Consider the following 18,750-nt stretch of genomic DNA (forward strand, 5'->3'; position numbering starts at 1 on the left):
GTCACCCGCGCACGGGCGGAGATACAGCCCTGGCACGAAGTTACGCCAGCTGCGCGACAGATCCCGCCTTGCGCGCACGCCACGACGCGATCACCACACCGATGATCAGCAGCACCGCCGTCGCCGTCACCATCGACGTCGACAGCGCCACGATCTCCGGTGAGATTCCTCGTTTCGAGGCCTGCGCGTAGACGAACACCGGCAACGTCGTGGATCCGACACCCGTGAGGTACGAGGAGATCACCACGTCGTCGAACGACAGCAGGAACGCGAACGCCGCACCCGCCACCACCGCGGGAGCCACCAACGGCAAAGTGACGGTTCGGAAGGCGACGAAGGGCGACGCACCGAGATCCGCCGCGGCCTCCTCCAGCCGAACGTCCATTCCGGACACCCGCGACCGCACCACGACGACCACGAAGCTCAGCGAGAACGCCACGTGCGCGAACAGCAGCGCACCGAACCCGAGTGGAATCCCGGCGATCTTCACGAAGAACCCCAGCATCGCCACGCCCATGACGACCTCGGGCACCACCAGCGGCAGCGACAGCAGCACGGTCCAGAGCCCGCGACCGGAGAACGCCCGCCGCAGCCCGAACGCCGCCAGCGTCCCGATCACCGTCGAGATCGCCGCGGACGCCAGCGCGAGCTGCAGGGTCAGCCGCAACGAGTCCAGCACTCGGGTGTCGTCGGCCAGCGCGGCGTACCACTGCGTCGACAGACCGCTGATCCGGCTGAGGGACCGCGACGAGTTGAACGACGCGATCGCGAGCCACGCGATCGGCGCGTACAGGAACACGAACACCAGCGCGGTGACGGCTCCGAGCGCCCTCGGCCGACGGTTCACAGCACGTCCTCCCCACGCCGCCCGCGCAGGATCAGCACGAGCACCACCAGCACGAGCAGCAGCACGGCCATCGCCGAGCCCAGCGGCCAGTTGTTGCCGCCGCGGAACTGGTCGTCGATCACCGACCCGAACGTCGACTGGTCGACACCGCCGAGCAGTTTCGGCGTCACGAAGTCACCGGCCGCGGGCACCAGCACCAGCAACGACCCGGCCAGCACACCCGTGAACACACCGGGCAGCACGACGCGGAAGAACGTCGACGTGCGTCCGTGGCCGAGGTCGTAGGACGCCTCCACGAGCCGGAAGTCGAACCGCTCGCACGCCACGTACAGCGGCAGCACCATGAACGGCAGGAAGCCGTAGGTGAGCCCCAGGATCACCGCGCCGTGCGTGAGCAGGAACCCGCCGTCGCGGTCCAGCCCGACCCAGCCGAGCACGGTGTTGACCAGGCCCTCGCCGTCCAGCAACGCCTTCCACGCGTAGATCCGCGCGAGATAGCTCGACCAGAACGGGATCAGCACCGCCGCGAGCAGCGCGGTCCGGTAGCGGCCGCCGTGCCGTGCGATGAACCAGGCCAGCGGAAAGCCCAGCAGCAGACAGGCGACGGTCGTCGCCACCGCGTAGACCAGGGTCCGTCCGAAGATCGGCAGGAACGCCGGATCGAGCGCCGTCAGGTAGGCCTGGGTCGTCCACGGCAGCACCGCGCGGGCGACACCGGTGTCCCGCGTGGCGAAGCTGAACTGGACGACGATCGCCAACGGCGCGATCAGGAAAATCCCCAGCCACAGCCCGGTAGGCGTGAGCAGGGCGTTGGCCTTCAGCCAGCGTCGTGACACAACAGCAGATGATGCCACGCGAACATTTGTGTACCGTTGTGAACATGAGTGTTCAGCTGCTCGACACGGCGACATCCGTGCTGCTCAAGGACCCGACGGCGTCCCTGGGCGACGTGGCGAAGGCGGCCGGTGTCGGCAGGACCACACTCCACAAGCGCTTTCCGACCAGGGCGGACCTGATCCACGCGCTCGCCACCGAGGCGCTCGACCTGGTCGGCGAGGCCATCTCCAGCGTCGACCTCGACACCGACGACGCGATCGAGCAGCTCGTCGAGAAGCTCGTGCCGCTGGGCCCGCGCATCGAGTTCCTGCTGCGGTTCCCGAACCTGCGGGACGACGAGCGGCTCAGCGTCCGGCTCACGACCTTGGACCAGCCGGTGATCGACCTGATCTCCCGGTTGCAGGGCACGCGGCTGCGTGCCGACCTGCCGGCGTGGTGGATCACCCAGATCCTCTACGCCGGCGTCTACAGCGCCTGGGAGGGGATCGCCGCCGGACGACTGGCGCCGCTCGACGCTCCCCGGCTGGTGCTCACGACGTTCTACTTGGGGGTAAGTGATGCTGGAGCAGCTGACCGGTCGTGAAGATCCATATCCGATCTACGAGCAGATAAGAGCGCGTGGACCGCTGGCGAGGGACAACGGCGTCTGGGTGACGGGGGACTACGCGACGTGCAACAAGATCCTCCGCGACCGCCGGTTCGGCGTCCGGTACACCGACGGCACCTATCCGGGCATGAGCGGCCTGCTGCCGGAGTCGTTCCTGGAGACCGATCCGCCCGACCACACCCGGCTGCGCAGGCTCGCCGCGCCCGCGTTCAGCCCGAGGAAGATCGACGAGTACCGGACACGGGTCGAGAAGGTCGCGGAGTCGTTGCTGGACGCGGACCAGTTCGACCTGATCGCCGGCTTCGCGGCACCGCTGCCGATCGCGGTGATCAGCGAACTGCTCGGCATCCCCGACTCCGACACCGGTGACTTCGCGGACTACGGCAGGCTGATCGCCGCGTCGTTCGACCAGCCGATGACACCGGAGATGCGCCTCGCCGCGGAGAAGGTCGGAGCGTTGTTCGAACGGCTCATCGCGGACCGGCGCGCGCGGCCGGGCGACGACGTGATCAGCTCACTGGTCGCCGCCGAGGCAGAGCAGAAGCTGACCGTGCCGGAGCTGATGGGCACGCTCGTCCTGCTGCTGATCGCGGGGTTCGAGACCACGGTCAACCTGATCGGTAACGGCGTGCGCGCGCTGCTCGACCACCCTGCGCAATGGGCGCTCTTCAAGGCCAACCCCGAGATGGCGCCCGACGTCGTAGAGGAGGTGCTGCGCTGGGCGCCGCCGGTGCACCTGACCAACCGCATCGCGCACGAACAGGTCGATCTCGTCGCCGCCGACCAGGAGATCACCCTGCTCCTCGGCGCGGCGAACCGGGACCCGGACGTGTTTCCCGACGCGCACCGCTTCGACGTGATGCGCGTGCAGCAGCCGGAGCACCTCGCGTTCTCCAGCGGCGTCCACTACTGCCTGGGCGCGACGCTGGCGCGGATGGAGGGCGCGGTCGCGTTCAGGACTCTGGCGCGGCGGATGCCGGACCTGCGGCAGGCGGGCCCGGCGACGTTCCGCGAGTCCATCGTGATCAGAGGTCTGGCGTCGCTGCCGGTCAGCCGGTCTTGACCTTCGTCCAGGCGTCGGCGTACTTCGCCTCGACGTCGCCGCCCAGGTCCTTGGTGAACGGGAGCTTCTTCAGCCGGTCCTCCGACGGGTAGACCAGCGGGTCGTTCAGCAGCTCCTTGTCGATCAACGGCTTGGCGGCGGCGTTGGGGCTGCCGTACCGCACCGCGTTGGACAGCGCCGCACCCGTTTCCGCGCCGAGGATGTAGTCGATGAACCTGTGGGCGTTCTCGGCGTGGGGCGCGTCCTTGGGGATGACCAGAAGGTCCACATAGGACAGTCCACCCTCTGCCGGGATGGCGTAACCGACGTCGGAGTTGGCCGCACGGGCCTGGAAGGCGTCACCGGAGTACGCCTGGGCCAGCCGGACCTGGCCCGAGGTCAGCGGCTCGATCACGTCGGAGGTGATCTGGCCGAGCTTCTTCTTCAACGACAGCAGGAAGTTCGCCGCGTCGTCGATCTGCCTGGCGTCCGTGGTGTTCGGGTCGTGGCCGAGCTTGAGCAGACCGAGCGCCATGCCGTCGCGGGCCTCGTCGAGGATCGAGCTGCGACCCTGGGCGTTCGGCAGGTCGTAGGCCGAGAACCCGGTGACGTCACCGCCGATCTGCGACTTCGAGAACGCGAGACCCGTCGTGCCCCACGCCCACGGCACCGAGTACTTGTTGCCGGCGTCGTGGTCGGCCTCGACGAACCGCTTCTCCAGGTTCTTGAGGTTCGGCAGCAGCGAGTGGTCCAGCGGCTGCAGCAGCCCGGACCGCAGGAACCGGCGCAGGAAGTTGTCGCTCGGCACGACCAGGTCGTAGCCCGCCTGGCCGGACGCGATCTTGGCTTCCATCTCGTCGTTGGTCGAGAAGTTGTCGTACGTGACCTCGATGCCGGTCGCGGTCTTGAAGCCCGGCAACGTCTCCGGTGCGATGTAGTCGGTCCAGTTGTAGAAGTTGAGCTTCGGCTCGTTCTTCAGGTTCGTGGCCTTCGCGGCGGACGTCGGGCCGCTCGACGTGGGCGCCTGGCCGACACCGCAGGCGGCGAGCGCGAAGAACGTCATCGAGCCCAGCATCGTGCGCCGGGTCACCCTCGGGGAGTCGGCGTCCCACAGGCGGGCGATCCGGACTTTCCTGTCAGTCATCAGCCTTCTCCAACAGCACCGTGAACTCGGGGTCCCACGCCATCCGCACCGGCTGCCCCGGCGCGCCCGCGTCGTCGATCCGCTGGGCGTTCTGCACGAACGCCACCAGCTCGCCACCTGGGGTATCCACGACGTACTGGGTCGACACGCCCGTGTAAACGACGTCGTGCACAACGCCCTGCAGCACGCACCAGCCCGTGGGCGGCTCGGCGGTCTCGTCGAAGAGGTGCACCTTTTCCGGACGCACGGTCGCGGCGACCTTCTGGCCGTGGCTGACGCTGCCGGAGAACTTCGCGCGCAGGTTCGTGGCACCGGGCGCGGTCAGCGCGACGAACCCACCGTCCACACCGGACACTTCGGCGTCGAGGATGTTCGACGTGCCGATGAACCCGGCGACGAACGGGGTGGCAGGCCGTTCGTAGACGTCCTCGGGATAGCCGACCTGCTCGATCCTGCCCGTGTTCATCACGGCGATGCGGTGCGAGAGGACCAGCGCCTCTTCCTGGTCGTGCGTGACGTAGAGGAACGTCGTGCCGACCTCGCGCTGGATGCGCATCAGCTCGATCTGCAGCTCCTTGCGGAGCTTGGCGTCGAGGGCGCCCAGCGGCTCGTCCAGCAGGAGCAGCTGCGGCCCGGCGGCGAGCGCACGGGCGATGGCGACCCGCTGCTGCTGACCACCCGACAGCTGCGCGGGCCTGCGCTTCGCGAACTGCGAGAGCCGCACGAGTTCGAGGTGCTCGCCGACGCGCTTCCTCAGCTCCTCGCCGCGGACCTTCTTGCGCTTGAGGCCGTAGGCAACGTTGTCCCACACCGACATGTGCGGGAACAGCGCGTACGACTGGAAGACCGTGTTGACGTCCCGCCGGTACGGAGGGACGCCCACCATGTCGTTGCCGTCGAGCTCGATGCGGCCCTCGTCGGGGTCGACGAACCCCGCGATCATGCGCAGGATGGTCGTCTTGCCGCAGCCGGACGGGCCGAGCACCGAGAAGAACTCGCCCTCGTGCACGTTCAGCGAGACGCCGTCGACCGCCACCTGGTCGGAGAAGCTCTTGCGCACCCCGTGCAGACCGATCTCGACGGGGGCGAACGTGTCCGGGGTGGAGGCCTCAGCAGGAGAGAAGCCGGTCAAGTCGAGGCGCCTTCGCAAGATCGGACGGGTGTGGCCGCGCTGAGCGTATCGGCGCTCGACCTCGCCGGTAAGCCGTGCGCGCGCGACCTCACACATCCGCACTCACTCACATGTGCGACGATGACCTCGTAATCCGGATGAGCAGTGGAGGAAACCGTGGCTTCGTCCTCGGAACTGGACAAGCGTCCTGCCGTCGACCCTCACGAGGAGCCGTCGCACGAGTGGGGCTGGCACGGCACGCTGCCCAAGGGCACCCGCATCGCCGGCTGGCTGTCCGCGATCTTCGTGTTCCTCATGCTGATCGGCAACCACCACGGCAACACCGAGAACATCTACCTCGTCGCCACCGGCGTGGTCATCATCGCGCTGCTGGTGTGGGACGCCGCCCGGCGCAAGACGTCCTGGCGCCGCTGATAGAGCGTCGCGGCTTGGTTGTGCTCCGTTGAGTCGGGCAGGGGGCTGGGCGGTCTGGTGCTCGTCACCGAAAGCCCGGATGGTCGCGCTCTCGTGCACGTCGCTGCCGAGATGGCGGTAGAGAAATGCCGACGCAAACGTTTGCTGATCACCCCGACTGCTGCCAACCGTGCAGTCGGCAGCCATGAGAGCGCGATCTTCATGATCGAAGCGCGGCTGCCTGCCGGCATCACCCTCACTGTCGCATCCCAAGCGATAGCTGCGACACGCTACTAGTAGACCGTCGCCTCTAACCTTTGGTATGGGCCGGTCGTCCGCGTGTCGCGCGGCGTGTCGGCGATGTGATCGTGAGTTGGCGGTAGGTGGCGTGATCAGCAAACGTTTGCCTCGGCTCGCAACTACAACCAACTCAAGATCGCGGACCACACAACTAAGCCGCGACGGCCTACTAGAGCGTTTCGAGCACGATCTTGCCCTGGGTGCGGCCCGTCTCGCCCAGGGCATGTGCTTTTCCGGCGTCTTCCAGCGGGAACGTCGCGTCGACGTGAACCCTGAGATCGCCGGACTCGACCAGCGCCGTGATCGCCTCCAGTCCCGCGCGGTCGGGCTCGACCAGGATCGGGCTCGTCCTGATGTCGTCGCGGACCGCGCTGTCCACTCCGGACGGCACGCCGACGAACAGGCCACCGCCGCGCACCGGAGCCGGTGACACGCCGCCGACCAGGTCGACCATCACGTCGACGTCGGTGCCCTCGTAGTCGCCCTGGGTGTAGTCGATCACCTCATCGGCTCCGAGGTCCTTCAGGAACGCGTGCTTGGGCTCACGGGCGGTGCCGACGACGTGCGCACCGAGCGCCTTCGCGATCTGGACCGCGAGGTGGCCCACGCCGCCCGCCGCGGCCGTGATCAGCACCTTCTGCCCCGGCTGGACGTCGGCCGTGTCCTTCAGGACTTGCCACGCGGTGAGCGCGGCCAGCGGCAGTGCGGCCGCCTCGACGTGGCTGAGACCCTTCGGCTTCTTCGCGAAGTGGCGGGACGGCGCCGTGACGTACTCGGCGTAAGCGCTCGCGGCGTGCGGGAAGCGCGGCATGCCGTAGACCTCGTCGCCGGGCTTGAGCGTCGTCACACCGAAGCCCACCTCCTCGACGACGCCGGAGACGTCCCAGCCGAGCACGAGCGGGAAGGTCTGCAGACCGGCCATGCCGCTGCCCGCGCGGGTCTTCCAGTCGACCGGGTTGACACCTGCCGCGTGCACCCTGACCAGCACCTCCGTCGGCAACGGGGTGGGCTTGGGCAGGTCGGAGAGGGTGAGGACGTCCTGGTCGCCGAACTCGTTCTGGGTGATCGCTCGCATGGTCTTCAGCTTCGGGGACCTGGTCTCTGTTGGCAATTAGGCACTAGTTGGTGCACTAGGTACCTGGTAGAAACTAGGCGTGATCAGGGACGTTTACATGAGGATGTGCCCCTGTCGCGACCTCCTGGACATGGTCGCGTCAAAGTGGACGGCGCTGACGATCGGTGCGCTGGAGGACGGGCCGAAGCGGTTCGGCGAGCTGAAGCGCCGGTTGGAGGGCATCAGCCAGAAGATGCTCACCCAGACGTTGCGCACGTTGGAGCGCGACGGGCTCGTCACGCGCACGGTCTACCCCTCGGTGCCGTTGCGCGTCGAGTACGAGCTCACGGAGCTGGGGCGGAGCGTCACGGAGCCATTGGCAGCACTGCGGTCGTGGGCGCAGCGAAACTACGAGTCGGTCGCAGAGGCACGTGAGACGTTCGACGCCGCCGAACCGCTGGGAATGGAACCCGCCCGCTAGGGCCTGTATCGAAGTCCCGTTCGATGAGAGTCGCGCCTGAGGTGGTTCCTGGTGGTGCGGCCGGACGGCCCGCATACCGGTGTTGTATGTGGGCCGTCCGGCCGTGCCGCCAGGGGCCGCGTCAGGCCCGGCTATCGCGGACATGGACTTCGATACAGGCCCTAGATCACTGGACGGTCCACCCGAACTGGAACTCGAGCTTGTAGCCCTCGCAGTTCGCCTGGTTCGAGTCGAAGTGCGTGCCGTTGAACAGGCAGCGGTACAGGGGCAGCGACGGGGCGTCGGACGGCTTCTCGGTGAAGATGTAGCCGAGCGTCCCGAGCACCGTCTGCCCCTCGCAGGTCGAGGACCCCGACGTCATGTGGTCCTCGGAGTTGTTGATGCGGCAGGCGTACAGCGGCTTGGTGTTCGGTTCTGGTTCGGCCGCCAGCTTGCCCATGCTGAACTCGGCGTTGAACCCCGCCGGGGTGCCCACGCTCGGCGTGCCGCTGAAGTGGTAGGTGCCGCTCTTGAGGTGCCGGTTCAGCACGAACGTCTTGCGCGGCGGCTTGGGCTGCGTGGTCGGCGGCTGAGCCGCCGGTTGCGTGGTCTGGGCAGGCTTCGAGCTGCTCACCGCGGAACTGGACGGTGCGGCACTGCTGCTCGGCGCCGCGCTGCTGCTCGACGGCGCGCTCGACGAGGTGCTGCTCGACGGTGGCGGTTCCGAGCTGGGTCGCTGTTGTGCGGCGGCCGCACCCGGCTGGGTCTCCGGCTTGAGGAGGAACACCGCGGCGAGAGCGATCACCACCAGTGCGGCGGCGGCACCGGCGAACGCCCCGATCTTCTTGCGGGACTTGGGTTTCTCGTCGCCCCACTCCTCACGCGTGACGGCCTGCGGCGCGACGTACGTGGTGACGGGCTCGATGACGACGGTCTGCTCGGACTGCGGGGGCGGCGTGACCACCTTGGTGCGGTCCAGGAGCCGTTCACGCAGCTGGGGCCCGGTGAGGCGCTTCGCGTCGTCTTGGGTGAGCAGCCCCATGATCGTGGCGCCGAGCGGCCCGGTGGCGCGCCGCAGCACCGGCTCCTCGTACATGATCGCGTGCATCGTGGCCGCGGTCGTGTCGCGCTGGAACGGCGCTCGGCCCTCGACGGCGTGGAACATGGTGGCGCCCAACGCCCACAGGTCGCTCGCCGGCGAGGGAGGCTTGCCGGAGAACAGCTCCGGCGCCATGTAGCCAGGCGAGCCCATGATGCCGCCGGTCGCGGTGAGCCCGGGGTCGTCCATCGCGCGGGCGATGCCGAAGTCGGCGAGCTTCACCCGGCCGTCGGGCAGCACCATGATGTTGCTGGGCTTGACGTCCCGATGCACGATCCCCGCCGCGTGAGCCGCCTCCAGCGCGCTCAGCGTCTGCAGGCCGATGTCCGCGACCTCGTCCTCGGTGAGCGACCGGCGGGTCATGACCTCGGACAACGTGGGGGCCTCGACGAGTTCCATGACCAGGTACGTGACGCCGTCCTCGACGATGACGTCGTAGATGGCGACGACGTTCGGGCTGTTCAGGCGCCCTGCCGTGCGGGCCTCGCGCAGCACGCGGTCGGTCTCGGTGGTCCGCAGCTCCTTGAGCGCGACCTGCCGTCCGATGACCCGGTCCTCGGCCAGCCAGACGACCCCCATGCCGCCGCGGCCGAGTTCGCTGATCGTCGCGTACCGGCCCGCAACCAGTCTCGTCGGTTCCCCCACGACGCGGCATGGTAGCCGCCCGGCCGGGCCGCCCGGTTTTCTGTCCGGCCTTGTCCGCTGACAGCGCGTGCCGGCTTCGCTACCGTGCCTATTGGTCTAGACCGCTTCGCTGCACTTCTCGCGAGGGCGGCCAGCCATGCCTCTCGGTGTCTCGCTCGTAGCGTTGTCCCTGCTCAGCCCTGTAGCCGACTCCGGGGTCGAAGTGGGACGCGTCGCCCAAGCCGGTGGAGCGGGAGTTCGTGCGGCGGGTGCGGGAGCAGGGTGTGGAGTGCACCGTGCGGGACACGCGGGGCCAGGAGATCGCGGCGGCCTGCGGGCAGCTCGCGGCCGAGGGCTGAACCTGCCGCGTCGCGGACATCGTCGTGGACCCGGCGACAGGCGAGCTGATCGCCTGATCCCGCGTCGGTTCGGTGCTGGCACTGACTGCAATGACAGCATCGGAGGTGGGATCATGGCGGTCCTGACGATCCGCGACTTCGGGTTCAGCGGAATCAGGTTCACGTGCACCAGCTGCCCGAGGTGCTTGCGCAGCTTCTTGCCCAGCAGGTCGGCACGCCACGGCTGGTCGTTGATGTCCCTGATCAACGCGTACTCGATCGACACCCGCCGCCCGGTCTGATCCGCGTACCCACGCGCGGCCTCCAGCACCTCGGCAACGTCCCACCGCGTGTTCACCGGCACCAGCGTGTTGCGCAGCTCGTCGTCCGGTGTGTGCAGCGACACCGCGAGCCGCACCTGCAGCTTCTCCTCGGTCAGCTTCCGGATCGCCGGCACCAGGCCGACAGTCGACACGGTGACCGTGCGCTGCGAGATGCCCAGGCCGTCCGGCGCCGGCGCGGTGATGCGGTGGACCGCCTCGATCACGCGCTTGTAGTTCGCGAGCGGCTCCTCGCTCCCTACCGATTTACAACTCGACACGTCACAGATCCAGAACCTGCCTCAGTCCCGCATCCACATCACGCATCAGAACCAGGGGAACGTCCCCAGCCTGCTCAGCCAGGTCTGTCTTGTTCAGGGTGACCAGCGCTGTGACGTTGACGACCGAATCACGAGGCAGGCCAGTCGCCGATGACGGCAAAAACACGTTCCCAGGCGCGGTCGCCAACTTCGTGTTGGAGGTCAGCACCGCCGCCAGCACAGTCGACAGCCGACTGGCGTTGTAGGAGTCGGACTGAATGACAAGCACTGGACGCCGCTTGGCAGGTCGTGAGCCTTCAGGCTGACCAAGGTCGGCCCAGTGGATGCTTCCTCGCTCGATCACCACTCGTCGTCCGCCAGCTCCAACCGACGTCGTCCAGCGCTGACAGCAGCCGCCGACGAGTCATCATCACCGATCAACTCCAGCGCGGAGTTGATCTCGTTGGTCAACGACTCCCGCTCCAGATGCTCGAGATAGAACCGAGCCGCACGAGCATAAAACTCCGAGCGCGTCACACCCAGACACTTCGCACCGCGCTCTACCTGGGCGAATGTCTCGTCAGGTACCGAAATTGCCGTCTTCATGAAACCGAGTATAACCGGGTATTACCAGGTTGTCGATCAGCCCTCGGCCGCGAGCTGCCCGCAGGCCGCCGCGATCTCCTGGCCCCGCGTGTCCCGCACGGTGCACTCCACACCCTGCTCCCGCACCCGCCGCACGAACTCCCGCTCCACCGGCTTGGGCGACGCGTCCCACTTCGACCCCGGAGTCGGGTTCAGCGGAATCAGGTTCACGTGCACCAGCTGCCCGAGGTGCTTGCGCAGCTTCTTGCCCAGCAGGTCGGCACGCCACGGCTGGTCGTTGATGTCCCTGATCAACGCGTACTCGATCGACACCCGCCGCCCGGTCTGATCCGCGTACCCACGCGCGGCCTCCAGCACCTCGGCAACGTCCCACCGCGTGTTCACCGGCACCAGCGTGTTGCGCAGCTCGTCGTCCGGCGTGTGCAGCGACACCGCGAGCCGCACCTGCAGCTTCTCCTCGGTCAGCTTCCGGATCGCCGGCACCAGGCCGACAGTCGACACGGTGACCGTGCGCTGCGAGATGCCCAGGCCGTCCGGCGCCGGCGCGGTGATGCGGTGGACCGCCTCGATCACGCGCTTGTAGTTCGCGAGCGGCTCCCCCATGCCCATGAAGACGATGTTCGAGAGCCGTCCGGGACCGCCGGGCAGTTCGCCGTCGCGCATCGCCGCCGCGCCGAGCCGCACCTGGTCCACGATCTCCGCGGTCGACAGGTTGCGCTGCAGGCCGCCCTGGCCGGTCGCGCAGAACGGGCACGCCATGCCGCAGCCGGCCTGCGACGAGATGCACAGCGTCGCGCGGTCCGGGTAGCGCATCAGGACGCTCTCGATGAGCGTGCCGTCGTGTGCGCGCAGCAGGGTCTTCGAGGTGGTCCCCTCGTCACACGTGACTTTGCGCACGACCGTGAACAACGGCGGCATCAGGTCGGCGACGAGCTTCTCGCGCGAGGTGGCCGGGATGTCGGTCATCTCGGCCGGGTCGACGGTCAGGCGGCCGAAGTAGTGGTTCGACAGCTGCTTGGCGCGGAACGGCTTTTCACCAAGGGCCGCAACGGCTTCGGCACGCTGGGCAGGCGAGAGGTCGACGAGGTGGCGCGGCGGCAGGCCGCGCTTGGGCGCGTCGAAGACAAGGGGAAGCGAGGTCATAGCACATCCAGTGTCCCATGAACCCACCGCCGACAAGACCGTTGCATCGCGATAGCTTCCGATATATCGTTAGCGACATGATGATGAGACCACACCACAGAGAGCACCACCAGAGGCATCGCCACGGGCCCTTCGGGGGCGGCAGGGGCGGTGGCAGGGGCGGTGGCAGGGGCGGCCGCCAGAGGCGCGGCAACGTCCGGGCGGCGGTTCTGTCGTTGCTGGCAGAACGGCCGATGCACGGCTACGAGATCATTCAGGAGATCGCCAGGCGCACCGGCGGCGGATGGAGCCCGAGCCCCGGCTCGGTCTACCCGACGCTGCAGATGCTCGCCGACGAAGGCCTCATCTCCGCGGAGGAGGAAGGAGGCAAGAAGTTGTTCACGCTCACCGATCACGGCAGGACGGAGCACACGGCCCCGCCCTGGCGCGACATCGACATCCAGCTCGACCCGGTCGACGGCGAGCTGCGCACCGCGATCCGGCTGCTGGGCAGCGCGATGGAGCAGATCTCCCACGCGGGCACGCCCGAGCAGAAGGCTCGCGCCGTCGAGCTCTACAACGAGCTGCGGCGCAAGCTCTACGCCATCCTGGCCGAGGAGTGACCTACCACCGGTCGTGCACGTGCGGCCGGATCAGCTCGTCGTACACCGCGGCGACTGCCTTCTCGTCCACAGGCTCCAGATCAGCGGCACCTGAGTTCGCCCGCGCCTGCTCGACGTTGCGCGCACCGGGGATCACGACCGTGACACCGGGCTGGTCGATGATCCACCGCAACGCGAACTGCGCCATCGAGGCGCCTTCCGGAACCAGCGGGCGCAACCGCTCGACGGCCTCCAGGCCGACCTCGTAGGGCACCCCGGAGAAGGTCTCGCCGACGTCGAACGCCTCACCGTTGCGGTTGTAGTTGCGATGATCGTCAGCGCCGAAAGTCGTTGCCTTGTCGTACTTCCCGGACAGCAACCCGGACGCGAGCGGCACCCGCGCGATGATCGCGACACCCGCCTCGGCCGCAGCCGGGAGCACCTCCTCGAGGGGCTTGAGCCGGAACGCGTTCAGGATGATCTGCACGCTGGCCACGTGCGGACGCCTGATCGCCGCCAGCGCCTCCTCGACCTTCTCCACCGACACGCCATAGGCAGCGATCCTTTGCTGCTCAACCATTTCGTCCAAGGTGTCGAACACCTCGTCCCGGCTGTACACCGGCGTGGGCGGACAGTGCAGCTGCACGAGGTCCAACGTGTCGACACCCAGATTGCGGCGGCTCCGGTCGTTCCACGCGAGGAAGTTCTCCCGGTTGTAGCCCTCCGTGGTCTGCGCCGGCAGCCGCCGCCCCATCTTCGTGGCGACGAAGACGCCATCCTTGCGCTCCTTGAGGAACCGCCCGACGAGCGTCTCACTGCGACCGTCGCCGTACACGTCCGCGGTGTCGAAGAAATCGACTCCCGTGTCGGCCGCGGCGTGCAGCAACGCGAGCGCCTCGCTCTCGTCCACCTCGCCCCAGTCGGCGCCGAGCTGCCAGCAGCCCAGCCCCACGACGCCGACCTGACGGTTCAACCTGCCTGCGATTCGCTTCTCCACGAACCAGAGCCTAATGCGCTACCAGCAGTCACGCGTGCCGCCGTAGGGCCCGAGGTAGCCGCCCCACCAGAGGTTGGCGTCCGTTTCGAACTTGTTCAGCCGCCACGGGTTGCCCGCGACCTTCGACGAGTAACCGGCCGCGATCGCGTACGCACTCACGAACCCTCCGTACGACGAGAAGAACGTCGTCTGCCACGTGTGCACGGCCTCGTGCCGGAGCAGTTGCTGCGAGTTGTTCTCGGCCACTCCCACGCCGTAGCTGCCGCGCAGGCTCAACTTCTCGTCCGCTTCACACCGGGTGAGCGTGTTGAGCCGTTCCTTGCTGCCCGGGAAGAAGAAGTAGTCACCGATCGTGATCGGCTGACCGGTGACCGCCGGGCTGAAGCCGAAGCAGACCCGCTGGCGGTTGCTCGTCGCGCATTCCAGGCCGAGCTTCTGCACGACCAGGTACGCGGCCGCGTTCGAGCCGTTGGTGATGTTCTGCCAGTTGTACTGGAAGTCCGGCATCCACACGTTCGACGCGGCCCGCACGGTCGGCGAGTACACGGTGCCGGCCATGTTCGACATGGAGACGCGGAACTCCCACAGCGTGCCGACCGGACGCCGGTGCAGGTAGTCGCTCGTGCGGTTGGTGGTGGACAACGGGTACCACGGGCCGTTCTCGGACGCGTTGCGGACCTCCAGCGAGTAGAGGATGCCCGGCGTCGGGCTCGTCGCCCACCACACGTTCACCTTGGCGGTGTCACGTTCGGGCGCGGCGTTGATCCAGGAGGGCGCGACGGGTAACGGCGGCAGGGGTTTCACCGTCACCGTGTTCGACGGGGCTCCCTGGCCGGCTTCGTTCGCCCCGCGCACGTAGAACGAGTAGTTGTAGCCGTTGAGCAGGCCGGTCGCGGTGAACGACGTGCCGTGCACCGGGTTCGGGAAGTAGAACCAGCTCGTCTGCCCCTGCGGCTGGAAGTACACCCAGTAGTAGTCGGCTCCGCCGCTCGGGTTCCAGCTGAGCAGCGCCCGTCCGTCCCCCGCGCTCACCGACAGGCCGCCGGGCGCGGAAGGCAAGGGCTGGAATGGTTTCGCGCTGACCACATTGGACGGTGGCGACTGACCGCCGAGGTTCGCCGCGGTCACCCGGAACTCGTAGGTGAACCCGTTGAGCAGACCGGTCGCGGTGAACGACGTGCCACTCGCCGGGTACTGGAAGTAGTACGACTCGCTGTGGCCCTGCGGCCGGAAGTACACCCAGTAGTACACCGGTCCGCTGGGACTCGCGTTCCAGGTCAGCGTCACCTTCTTGTCCCCGGCGACGGCACGCAGGTTCGACGGCGCTGCGGGCGGTGGTGGCACCGGCGTCGCCGCCACCACGTTCGACGCGCCGCTCTCCCCCGCGACGTTGCCGGAGATCACCCGGAACTCGTAGCGGTGCCCGTTCGCGAGCGGCCGGACGGTGTGCGCCCACGCCTGCACGGGCAGCGGAAGCCGTTGCCACGCAACCTGTCCCGCTGTCGTGTCGCGGTACTCGACCCAGAAGTACGTGGCGTGCTCGACCGCGTTCCAGCCGAGGCCGACCTCGCCGTTGCCCGCGATGGCGGTCAACGAGGCCGCCGCGGGCACGGGCGGCAACGGCCGGGCGCTCACCACCGGCGTCGTCCTGCTGTCACCGGACGAGTTCGTCGCGGAGACCTTGAACTCGTAGGTGTGCCCGTTGGTCAACGGTTCCAGCGTCGCCGTCGGCGATCCGAACGGCACGTCGAGCTTGCGGAAGCCCTCGCCGATCGAGGCGTCCCGGTAGTAGACCCAGTAGTAGACGCTCCCGGAAGGGCTCGCCGTCCAGTTCAGCACCACCCTGCCGTTGCCGGGTGACGCGGTCAGGTTCGTCGGCGGGGCGGGCAGTCCGCCGCGCGACGTGATGCTGACGGTGTTGGACACGGGTCCGAGACCGCCCGCGTTCTCCGCGCGAACCTGGAACTCGTACACGTGGCCGTCGCGCAGCCCCTCCCAGCTCAGCGTGGTCTTGTCGGTCGGGAACGCGGCACGGGTGAACGCGGTCTCGCCCGCCGTCACGTCCCGCCGGTAGACCCAGTAGTAGAGGTTCGGCCCTGCCGAATCCCACTCCAGGTCGACGCTGCCGTCACCGGCGGCGCCACCCCGCAGGTTGGCGGGAGCGGCGGGCAGCGCGTAGCTCGCGGTGGCGGACAGGACGTCGGAAGCGGGACCGTCACCGGCGAGGTTGGTGGCCGCGATCTTGAACTCGTACACGTGCCCGTGCGTCAGGCCGCCGGCGGCGAACTTGGCCTCACTTGCGGGGTACGGCAGCTTGGTGAAGCCCTGACCAGCGGTGACGTCCCGCTGATAGATCCAGTAGTAGACGCTCGGCAACGCGGTCCAGGCGAGCTCGATCTCGCCGGACGGCTTCGGTGTCGCGGTCAGTCCGGTGATCTTGGCGGGCAGCGGAGGCATCGGTTTCGCGGACACCACGGCACTTGCCGCGCCTTCACCGCCGTTGGTGATGGCGGAGACCTTGAACTCGTAGGTGTGCCCGTTGGCGAGCAGGCCCGCCGTGAACGACGTGCCGGACGTGATCGGGTACTCCAGCTTGGTGAAGTTCGACTCGCCCGCGGTCACGTCGCGCTGGTAGATCCAGTACCACGCGCCCGGCACAGCACTCCAGTTCAGCGCCACCGTGCCGTCGTCGGCGGCCGCGGTCAGACCGACCGGCGCGGCAGGAGCGTCGTAGCGGGCCGTGGCCTGCGCGACCGCGCTGGCCGGACCCTCACCGCCCGCGTTGATCCCGCTCACCTTGAACTCGTAGACGTGGTCCTTCAACAGCAGACCCGCCTGGAAGCTCGTGCCGTCGGTGATCGGGTACTGGAGCTGGACGAACGCCTCGCCCGCGGTCACGTCCCGCTGGTACACCCAGTACCAGAGGCCGTCGCCCGCGGAATTCCACTGCAACTTCACGCTGCCGTCGCCCTGGGCGACGGCGGTCAGTCCGGTGGGAGCCGCCGGCTTGTCCCACCGAGCCGTCACGGAGACGACGCTCGATCGCCCCGACTCGACGTTGAACCGGTTGATCGAAGTGACCGCGAACTCGTAGACGTGCCCGTTCTGCAGCATGCCCGGCCGCGCCGCGGTGCCGTCGGCGACGGGGTAGGCGAGCCGCTTGAAGTCGGTCTCCCCTGCCGTCACGTCGCGCTGGTAGACCCAGTACCAAAGCCCTTCACCCGCGGACGACCATTGCAGATTCACGCTGCCGTCGTTCTGCGCGGCGGCGGTCAGCCCCGTCGGCACGGGCGGTGGCGCGACCTTCACCACCGCCTGCACGACGTTGGACGGACCGCTCTGCCCGCCGCCGTTGCGGGCCAGCACCCTGAACTCGTAGGTGTGGCCGGGAACGAGATCGGTGACGGTGTAGCTCGTGTTGCTCGGGCTCGGGAACCACACCTCGGTGAAGTCGGCCTCGTTCGCGGTCACGTCGCGCCGGAAGATCTGGTACTGCGCGTTGCCGGTCACGGCGTCCCACTGCAGTGCCACGTCCGCGTCCGCACCCGGTGTGGCTCGCAGGTTGGCGGGCGCCGGCGGAGGCGTGACGTGCGCGGTGACGCTGACCGTCGGCGAGAACCCGCCTTCGCCGTTCGCGTTGAACGCCGAGACCTTGAACTCGTAGGTGTGCCCGTCGCGCAGACCGGCGAGACCGTGCTCACCGGCTGTGTCCTGCTTGGGAGAGCGCGCGAAGTGCGTCTGCCCCGCCGTGACGTCCCGCTGGTAGACCCAGTAGCTCAGGCCGCTCTGGGCGTTCCAGGTGACCTTGCCGCCACCTTCGCTGTCGGTGGCCACCGCCGCACCGGAAGGCGCGGCGGGCACGGTCGACGGATCCGGTGTGGCGGGCGGCCATGGCACGTCGACGAACCGGGGCCGGTAGATCCGCGCGTCGCTGTAGTTGTCCCCGTTGTTGAGGCTGTTGTTGTTGTAGGACAACAGAAGCGTGCCTGGGCTCGCCTGTTCCTGGTGCAGCTGCGCGTCGTAGGGGAACTGCCAGCCGGAGCTGGTCTCCGGCTCCGGAGCCTTGTGCAGGTAGGTCGGCCCGGAGAACGGTCCGGTCGGGCTCGGCGCCGTGTACGCGACGAACCACGGGCCGAACGGCGTGTTGCCGTCGTGCGTGGCGAGCACGAACTGGCTGCCGATGCGCACCACGGAGAACGCGGTGCCGGCACCGGAAAGTAGGCGCGCGGACTGACTCTCCTGCGCGACCCACGCGCTGCCGTTCCAGAACTCCCACGCGCCACCGAGGTTCGTCGTTCTGGCGACGTGGGCGAACTTGTAGCCCTCGGCGTCCTCGGTGCCGTAGACGTAGTCGAACCCGCCGTCCGACACGATCGCCGAACCCCAGCCGACCCGCTTGTCGAGCGTCAGGTCGGTGACGCTGGCGACCGCGAGCGAGGGCAGCGAGAACGTCACCAGCGCGGTGCCCACCCTGGCGAAGCCGAGAGGACCCTCGCCCGCCTTGCTGTAGCGCCCGTACAGCGCCTTCAGCACGCCGTCCTGCACCTTGGCGGAACCGACCCAGTAGAACTCGTCGGGGTTGGTGGCGTTGACGAGCGAGGTCGGGCTCGTCGACGTGCCACCGTGCAAGGTCTGCACGAGCTGGTCGCCCTGCTGCACGACGATCGAGTTGTGGATGAACGGCGCGGACTTCGGCCGCGAGTGGTCGGGGTTGACCGTGCCGAGGAACGTGTCGGAGAACAGCCACGCGACGCGTCCGTCTGGCAGCGGCACGGACACCGTGCTGTCGGCGCCGGTCCAATGCCCGCCTTGGTCACCGTAGGTGTTGAACAAGGCGTTGAGATCGGCCGACGGTGGCGCTGCGTGACCGGGTGGCGCGACGAGGACGCCCAGCAACAGCACCAACGACAGCAGGAACCGGCGTCTCATCGCGTACCCCCAGTAGTACGTCGCAGCGACGAAGCTG

17 protein-coding genes and 2 pseudogenes are annotated in these 18,750 nt (G+C 68.2%); 7 read left to right on the forward strand and 12 right to left on the reverse strand.

Annotation, left to right across the window (positions count from 1 at the left end; genetic code table 11):
• Nucleotides 1-40: 40 nt before the first annotated feature.
• Together JOD27_RS19310 and JOD27_RS19315 are read right to left on the reverse strand one after the other, a co-directional pair.
• Nucleotides 41-847, reverse strand: a complete 807-nt coding sequence (locus JOD27_RS19310) for an ABC transporter permease (RefSeq protein ID WP_204763623.1) — start codon at nt 845-847, stop codon at nt 41-43.
• Nucleotides 844-1,683, reverse strand: a complete 840-nt coding sequence (locus tag JOD27_RS19315) for an ABC transporter permease (protein ID WP_307830213.1) — start codon at nt 1,681-1,683, stop codon at nt 844-846. Before JOD27_RS19315 ends, JOD27_RS19310 begins: the two co-directional genes overlap by 4 nt.
• A gap of 44 nt (nt 1,684-1,727) precedes the next feature.
• Here JOD27_RS19315 and JOD27_RS19320 point away from each other — a divergent pair, with 44 nt between their 5' ends.
• Both JOD27_RS19320 and JOD27_RS19325 read left to right on the forward strand, forming a co-directional pair.
• Nucleotides 1,728-2,267, forward strand: coding sequence for a TetR/AcrR family transcriptional regulator (locus JOD27_RS19320; protein ID WP_204763625.1), 540 nt, complete (start codon nt 1,728-1,730; stop codon nt 2,265-2,267).
• Nucleotides 2,242-3,354, forward strand: a complete 1,113-nt coding sequence (locus JOD27_RS19325) for a cytochrome P450 (RefSeq protein ID WP_204763626.1) — start codon at nt 2,242-2,244, stop codon at nt 3,352-3,354. The genes JOD27_RS19320 and JOD27_RS19325 overlap by 26 nt, the downstream gene beginning before the upstream one ends.
• Here JOD27_RS19325 and JOD27_RS19330 read toward each other — a convergent pair.
• On the reverse strand, nt 3,341-4,477 hold the full coding sequence (locus tag JOD27_RS19330) for an ABC transporter substrate-binding protein (protein WP_204763627.1): 1,137 nt from the start codon (nt 4,475-4,477) through the stop codon (nt 3,341-3,343). The two genes, JOD27_RS19325 and JOD27_RS19330, sit on opposite strands and share 14 nt — an antisense overlap.
• Nucleotides 4,470-5,609 (reverse strand): ABC transporter ATP-binding protein, encoded by a 1,140-nt coding sequence (locus JOD27_RS19335; protein WP_239567679.1) that lies wholly within the window; start codon nt 5,607-5,609, stop codon nt 4,470-4,472. Before JOD27_RS19335 ends, JOD27_RS19330 begins: the two co-directional genes overlap by 8 nt.
• A gap of 156 nt (nt 5,610-5,765) precedes the next feature.
• Here JOD27_RS19335 and JOD27_RS19340 point away from each other — a divergent pair, with 156 nt between their 5' ends.
• Together JOD27_RS19340 and JOD27_RS19345 are read left to right on the forward strand one after the other, a co-directional pair.
• The gene (locus JOD27_RS19340; RefSeq protein WP_189256731.1) at nt 5,766-6,023 is read left to right on the forward strand and encodes a DUF2631 domain-containing protein; all 258 of its coding nucleotides are present in this window, start codon (nt 5,766-5,768) and stop codon (nt 6,021-6,023) included.
• Between the two features lie 57 nt (nt 6,024-6,080).
• Complete coding sequence (locus JOD27_RS19345; RefSeq protein WP_204763629.1) at nt 6,081-6,299, forward strand: hypothetical protein; 219 nt, start codon at nt 6,081-6,083, stop codon at nt 6,297-6,299.
• Between the two features lie 172 nt (nt 6,300-6,471).
• Here JOD27_RS19345 and JOD27_RS19350 read toward each other — a convergent pair whose 3' ends face one another.
• On the reverse strand, nt 6,472-7,377 hold the full coding sequence (locus tag JOD27_RS19350; RefSeq protein ID WP_204763630.1) for an NADP-dependent oxidoreductase: 906 nt from the start codon (nt 7,375-7,377) through the stop codon (nt 6,472-6,474).
• A gap of 97 nt (nt 7,378-7,474) precedes the next feature.
• Here JOD27_RS19350 and JOD27_RS19355 point away from each other — a divergent pair, with 97 nt between their 5' ends.
• Nucleotides 7,475-7,837, forward strand: coding sequence for a winged helix-turn-helix transcriptional regulator (locus JOD27_RS19355; protein WP_204764006.1), 363 nt, complete (start codon nt 7,475-7,477; stop codon nt 7,835-7,837).
• Nucleotides 7,838-8,003: 166 nt separating this feature from the next.
• On the opposite strand, the gene JOD27_RS19360 is transcribed toward JOD27_RS19355, so the two are convergent.
• Complete coding sequence (locus JOD27_RS19360; protein WP_307830214.1) at nt 8,004-9,560, reverse strand: serine/threonine-protein kinase; 1,557 nt, start codon at nt 9,558-9,560, stop codon at nt 8,004-8,006.
• A 185-nt stretch (nt 9,561-9,745) separates the two neighbouring features.
• Between JOD27_RS19360 and JOD27_RS19365 the strand changes: the two are divergent.
• Nucleotides 9,746-9,898 (forward strand): annotated as a pseudogene (locus JOD27_RS19365) (dual-specificity RNA methyltransferase RlmN); the annotation flags it as partial.
• Between the two features lie 139 nt (nt 9,899-10,037).
• Here JOD27_RS19365 and JOD27_RS19370 read toward each other — a convergent pair.
• From JOD27_RS19370 to rlmN, 4 genes and pseudogenes are all read right to left on the reverse strand, one after another.
• Nucleotides 10,038-10,457: pseudogene (locus tag JOD27_RS19370) on the reverse strand (radical SAM protein); the annotation flags it as partial.
• 22 nt (nt 10,458-10,479) lie between these two features.
• Nucleotides 10,480-10,824: a type II toxin-antitoxin system PemK/MazF family toxin gene (locus JOD27_RS19375; RefSeq protein WP_204763631.1), complete on the reverse strand. Its 345-nt coding sequence runs from the start codon at nt 10,822-10,824 to the stop codon at nt 10,480-10,482.
• Nucleotides 10,818-11,063, reverse strand: coding sequence for a CopG family transcriptional regulator (locus JOD27_RS19380; RefSeq protein WP_204763632.1), 246 nt, complete (start codon nt 11,061-11,063; stop codon nt 10,818-10,820). The genes JOD27_RS19375 and JOD27_RS19380 overlap by 7 nt, the downstream gene beginning before the upstream one ends.
• Before the next feature lie 36 nt (nt 11,064-11,099).
• A complete protein-coding gene (gene rlmN / locus JOD27_RS19385) occupies nt 11,100-12,206 on the reverse strand; it encodes a dual-specificity RNA methyltransferase RlmN (protein WP_204763633.1) in 1,107 nt (368 codons plus the stop codon).
• Between the two features lie 215 nt (nt 12,207-12,421).
• On the opposite strand from rlmN, the gene JOD27_RS19390 reads away from it, so the two are divergent.
• A complete protein-coding gene (locus tag JOD27_RS19390) occupies nt 12,422-12,808 on the forward strand; it encodes a PadR family transcriptional regulator (RefSeq protein WP_239567681.1) in 387 nt (128 codons plus the stop codon).
• Between the two features lies 1 nt (nt 12,809).
• On the opposite strand, the gene JOD27_RS19395 is transcribed toward JOD27_RS19390, so the two are convergent.
• Together JOD27_RS19395 and JOD27_RS19400 are read right to left on the reverse strand one after the other, a co-directional pair.
• Nucleotides 12,810-13,784, reverse strand: coding sequence for an aldo/keto reductase (locus tag JOD27_RS19395; RefSeq protein WP_204763634.1), 975 nt, complete (start codon nt 13,782-13,784; stop codon nt 12,810-12,812).
• Between the two features lie 18 nt (nt 13,785-13,802).
• The gene (locus tag JOD27_RS19400) at nt 13,803-18,713 is read right to left on the reverse strand and encodes a DUF5005 domain-containing protein (protein ID WP_204763635.1); all 4,911 of its coding nucleotides are present in this window, start codon (nt 18,711-18,713) and stop codon (nt 13,803-13,805) included.
• Nucleotides 18,714-18,750 lie beyond the last annotated feature (37 nt).

Origin of the sequence: Lentzea nigeriaca, assembly GCF_016907955.1 — a bacterium.
In the GTDB taxonomy this organism is placed as follows: domain Bacteria; phylum Actinomycetota; class Actinomycetes; order Mycobacteriales; family Pseudonocardiaceae; genus Lentzea; species Lentzea nigeriaca.

Coding starts and splice junctions, on each gene's coding strand:
- JOD27_RS19320 (WP_204763625.1), top strand. CDS start 1,728: ATGAGTGTTCAGCTGCTCGACACGGCGACATCCGTGCTGCTCAAGGAC.
- JOD27_RS19325 (WP_204763626.1), top strand. CDS start 2,242: ATGCTGGAGCAGCTGACCGGTCGTGAAGATCCATATCCGATCTACGAG.
- JOD27_RS19330 (WP_204763627.1), bottom strand. CDS start 4,477: ATGACTGACAGGAAAGTCCGGATCGCCCGCCTGTGGGACGCCGACTCC.
- JOD27_RS19350 (WP_204763630.1), bottom strand. CDS start 7,377: ATGCGAGCGATCACCCAGAACGAGTTCGGCGACCAGGACGTCCTCACC.
- JOD27_RS19355 (WP_204764006.1), top strand. CDS start 7,475: ATGAGGATGTGCCCCTGTCGCGACCTCCTGGACATGGTCGCGTCAAAG.
- JOD27_RS19380 (WP_204763632.1), bottom strand. CDS start 11,063: ATGAAGACGGCAATTTCGGTACCTGACGAGACATTCGCCCAGGTAGAG.
- rlmN (WP_204763633.1), bottom strand. CDS start 12,206: ATGACCTCGCTTCCCCTTGTCTTCGACGCGCCCAAGCGCGGCCTGCCG.
- JOD27_RS19400 (WP_204763635.1), bottom strand. CDS start 18,713: ATGAGACGCCGGTTCCTGCTGTCGTTGGTGCTGTTGCTGGGCGTCCTC.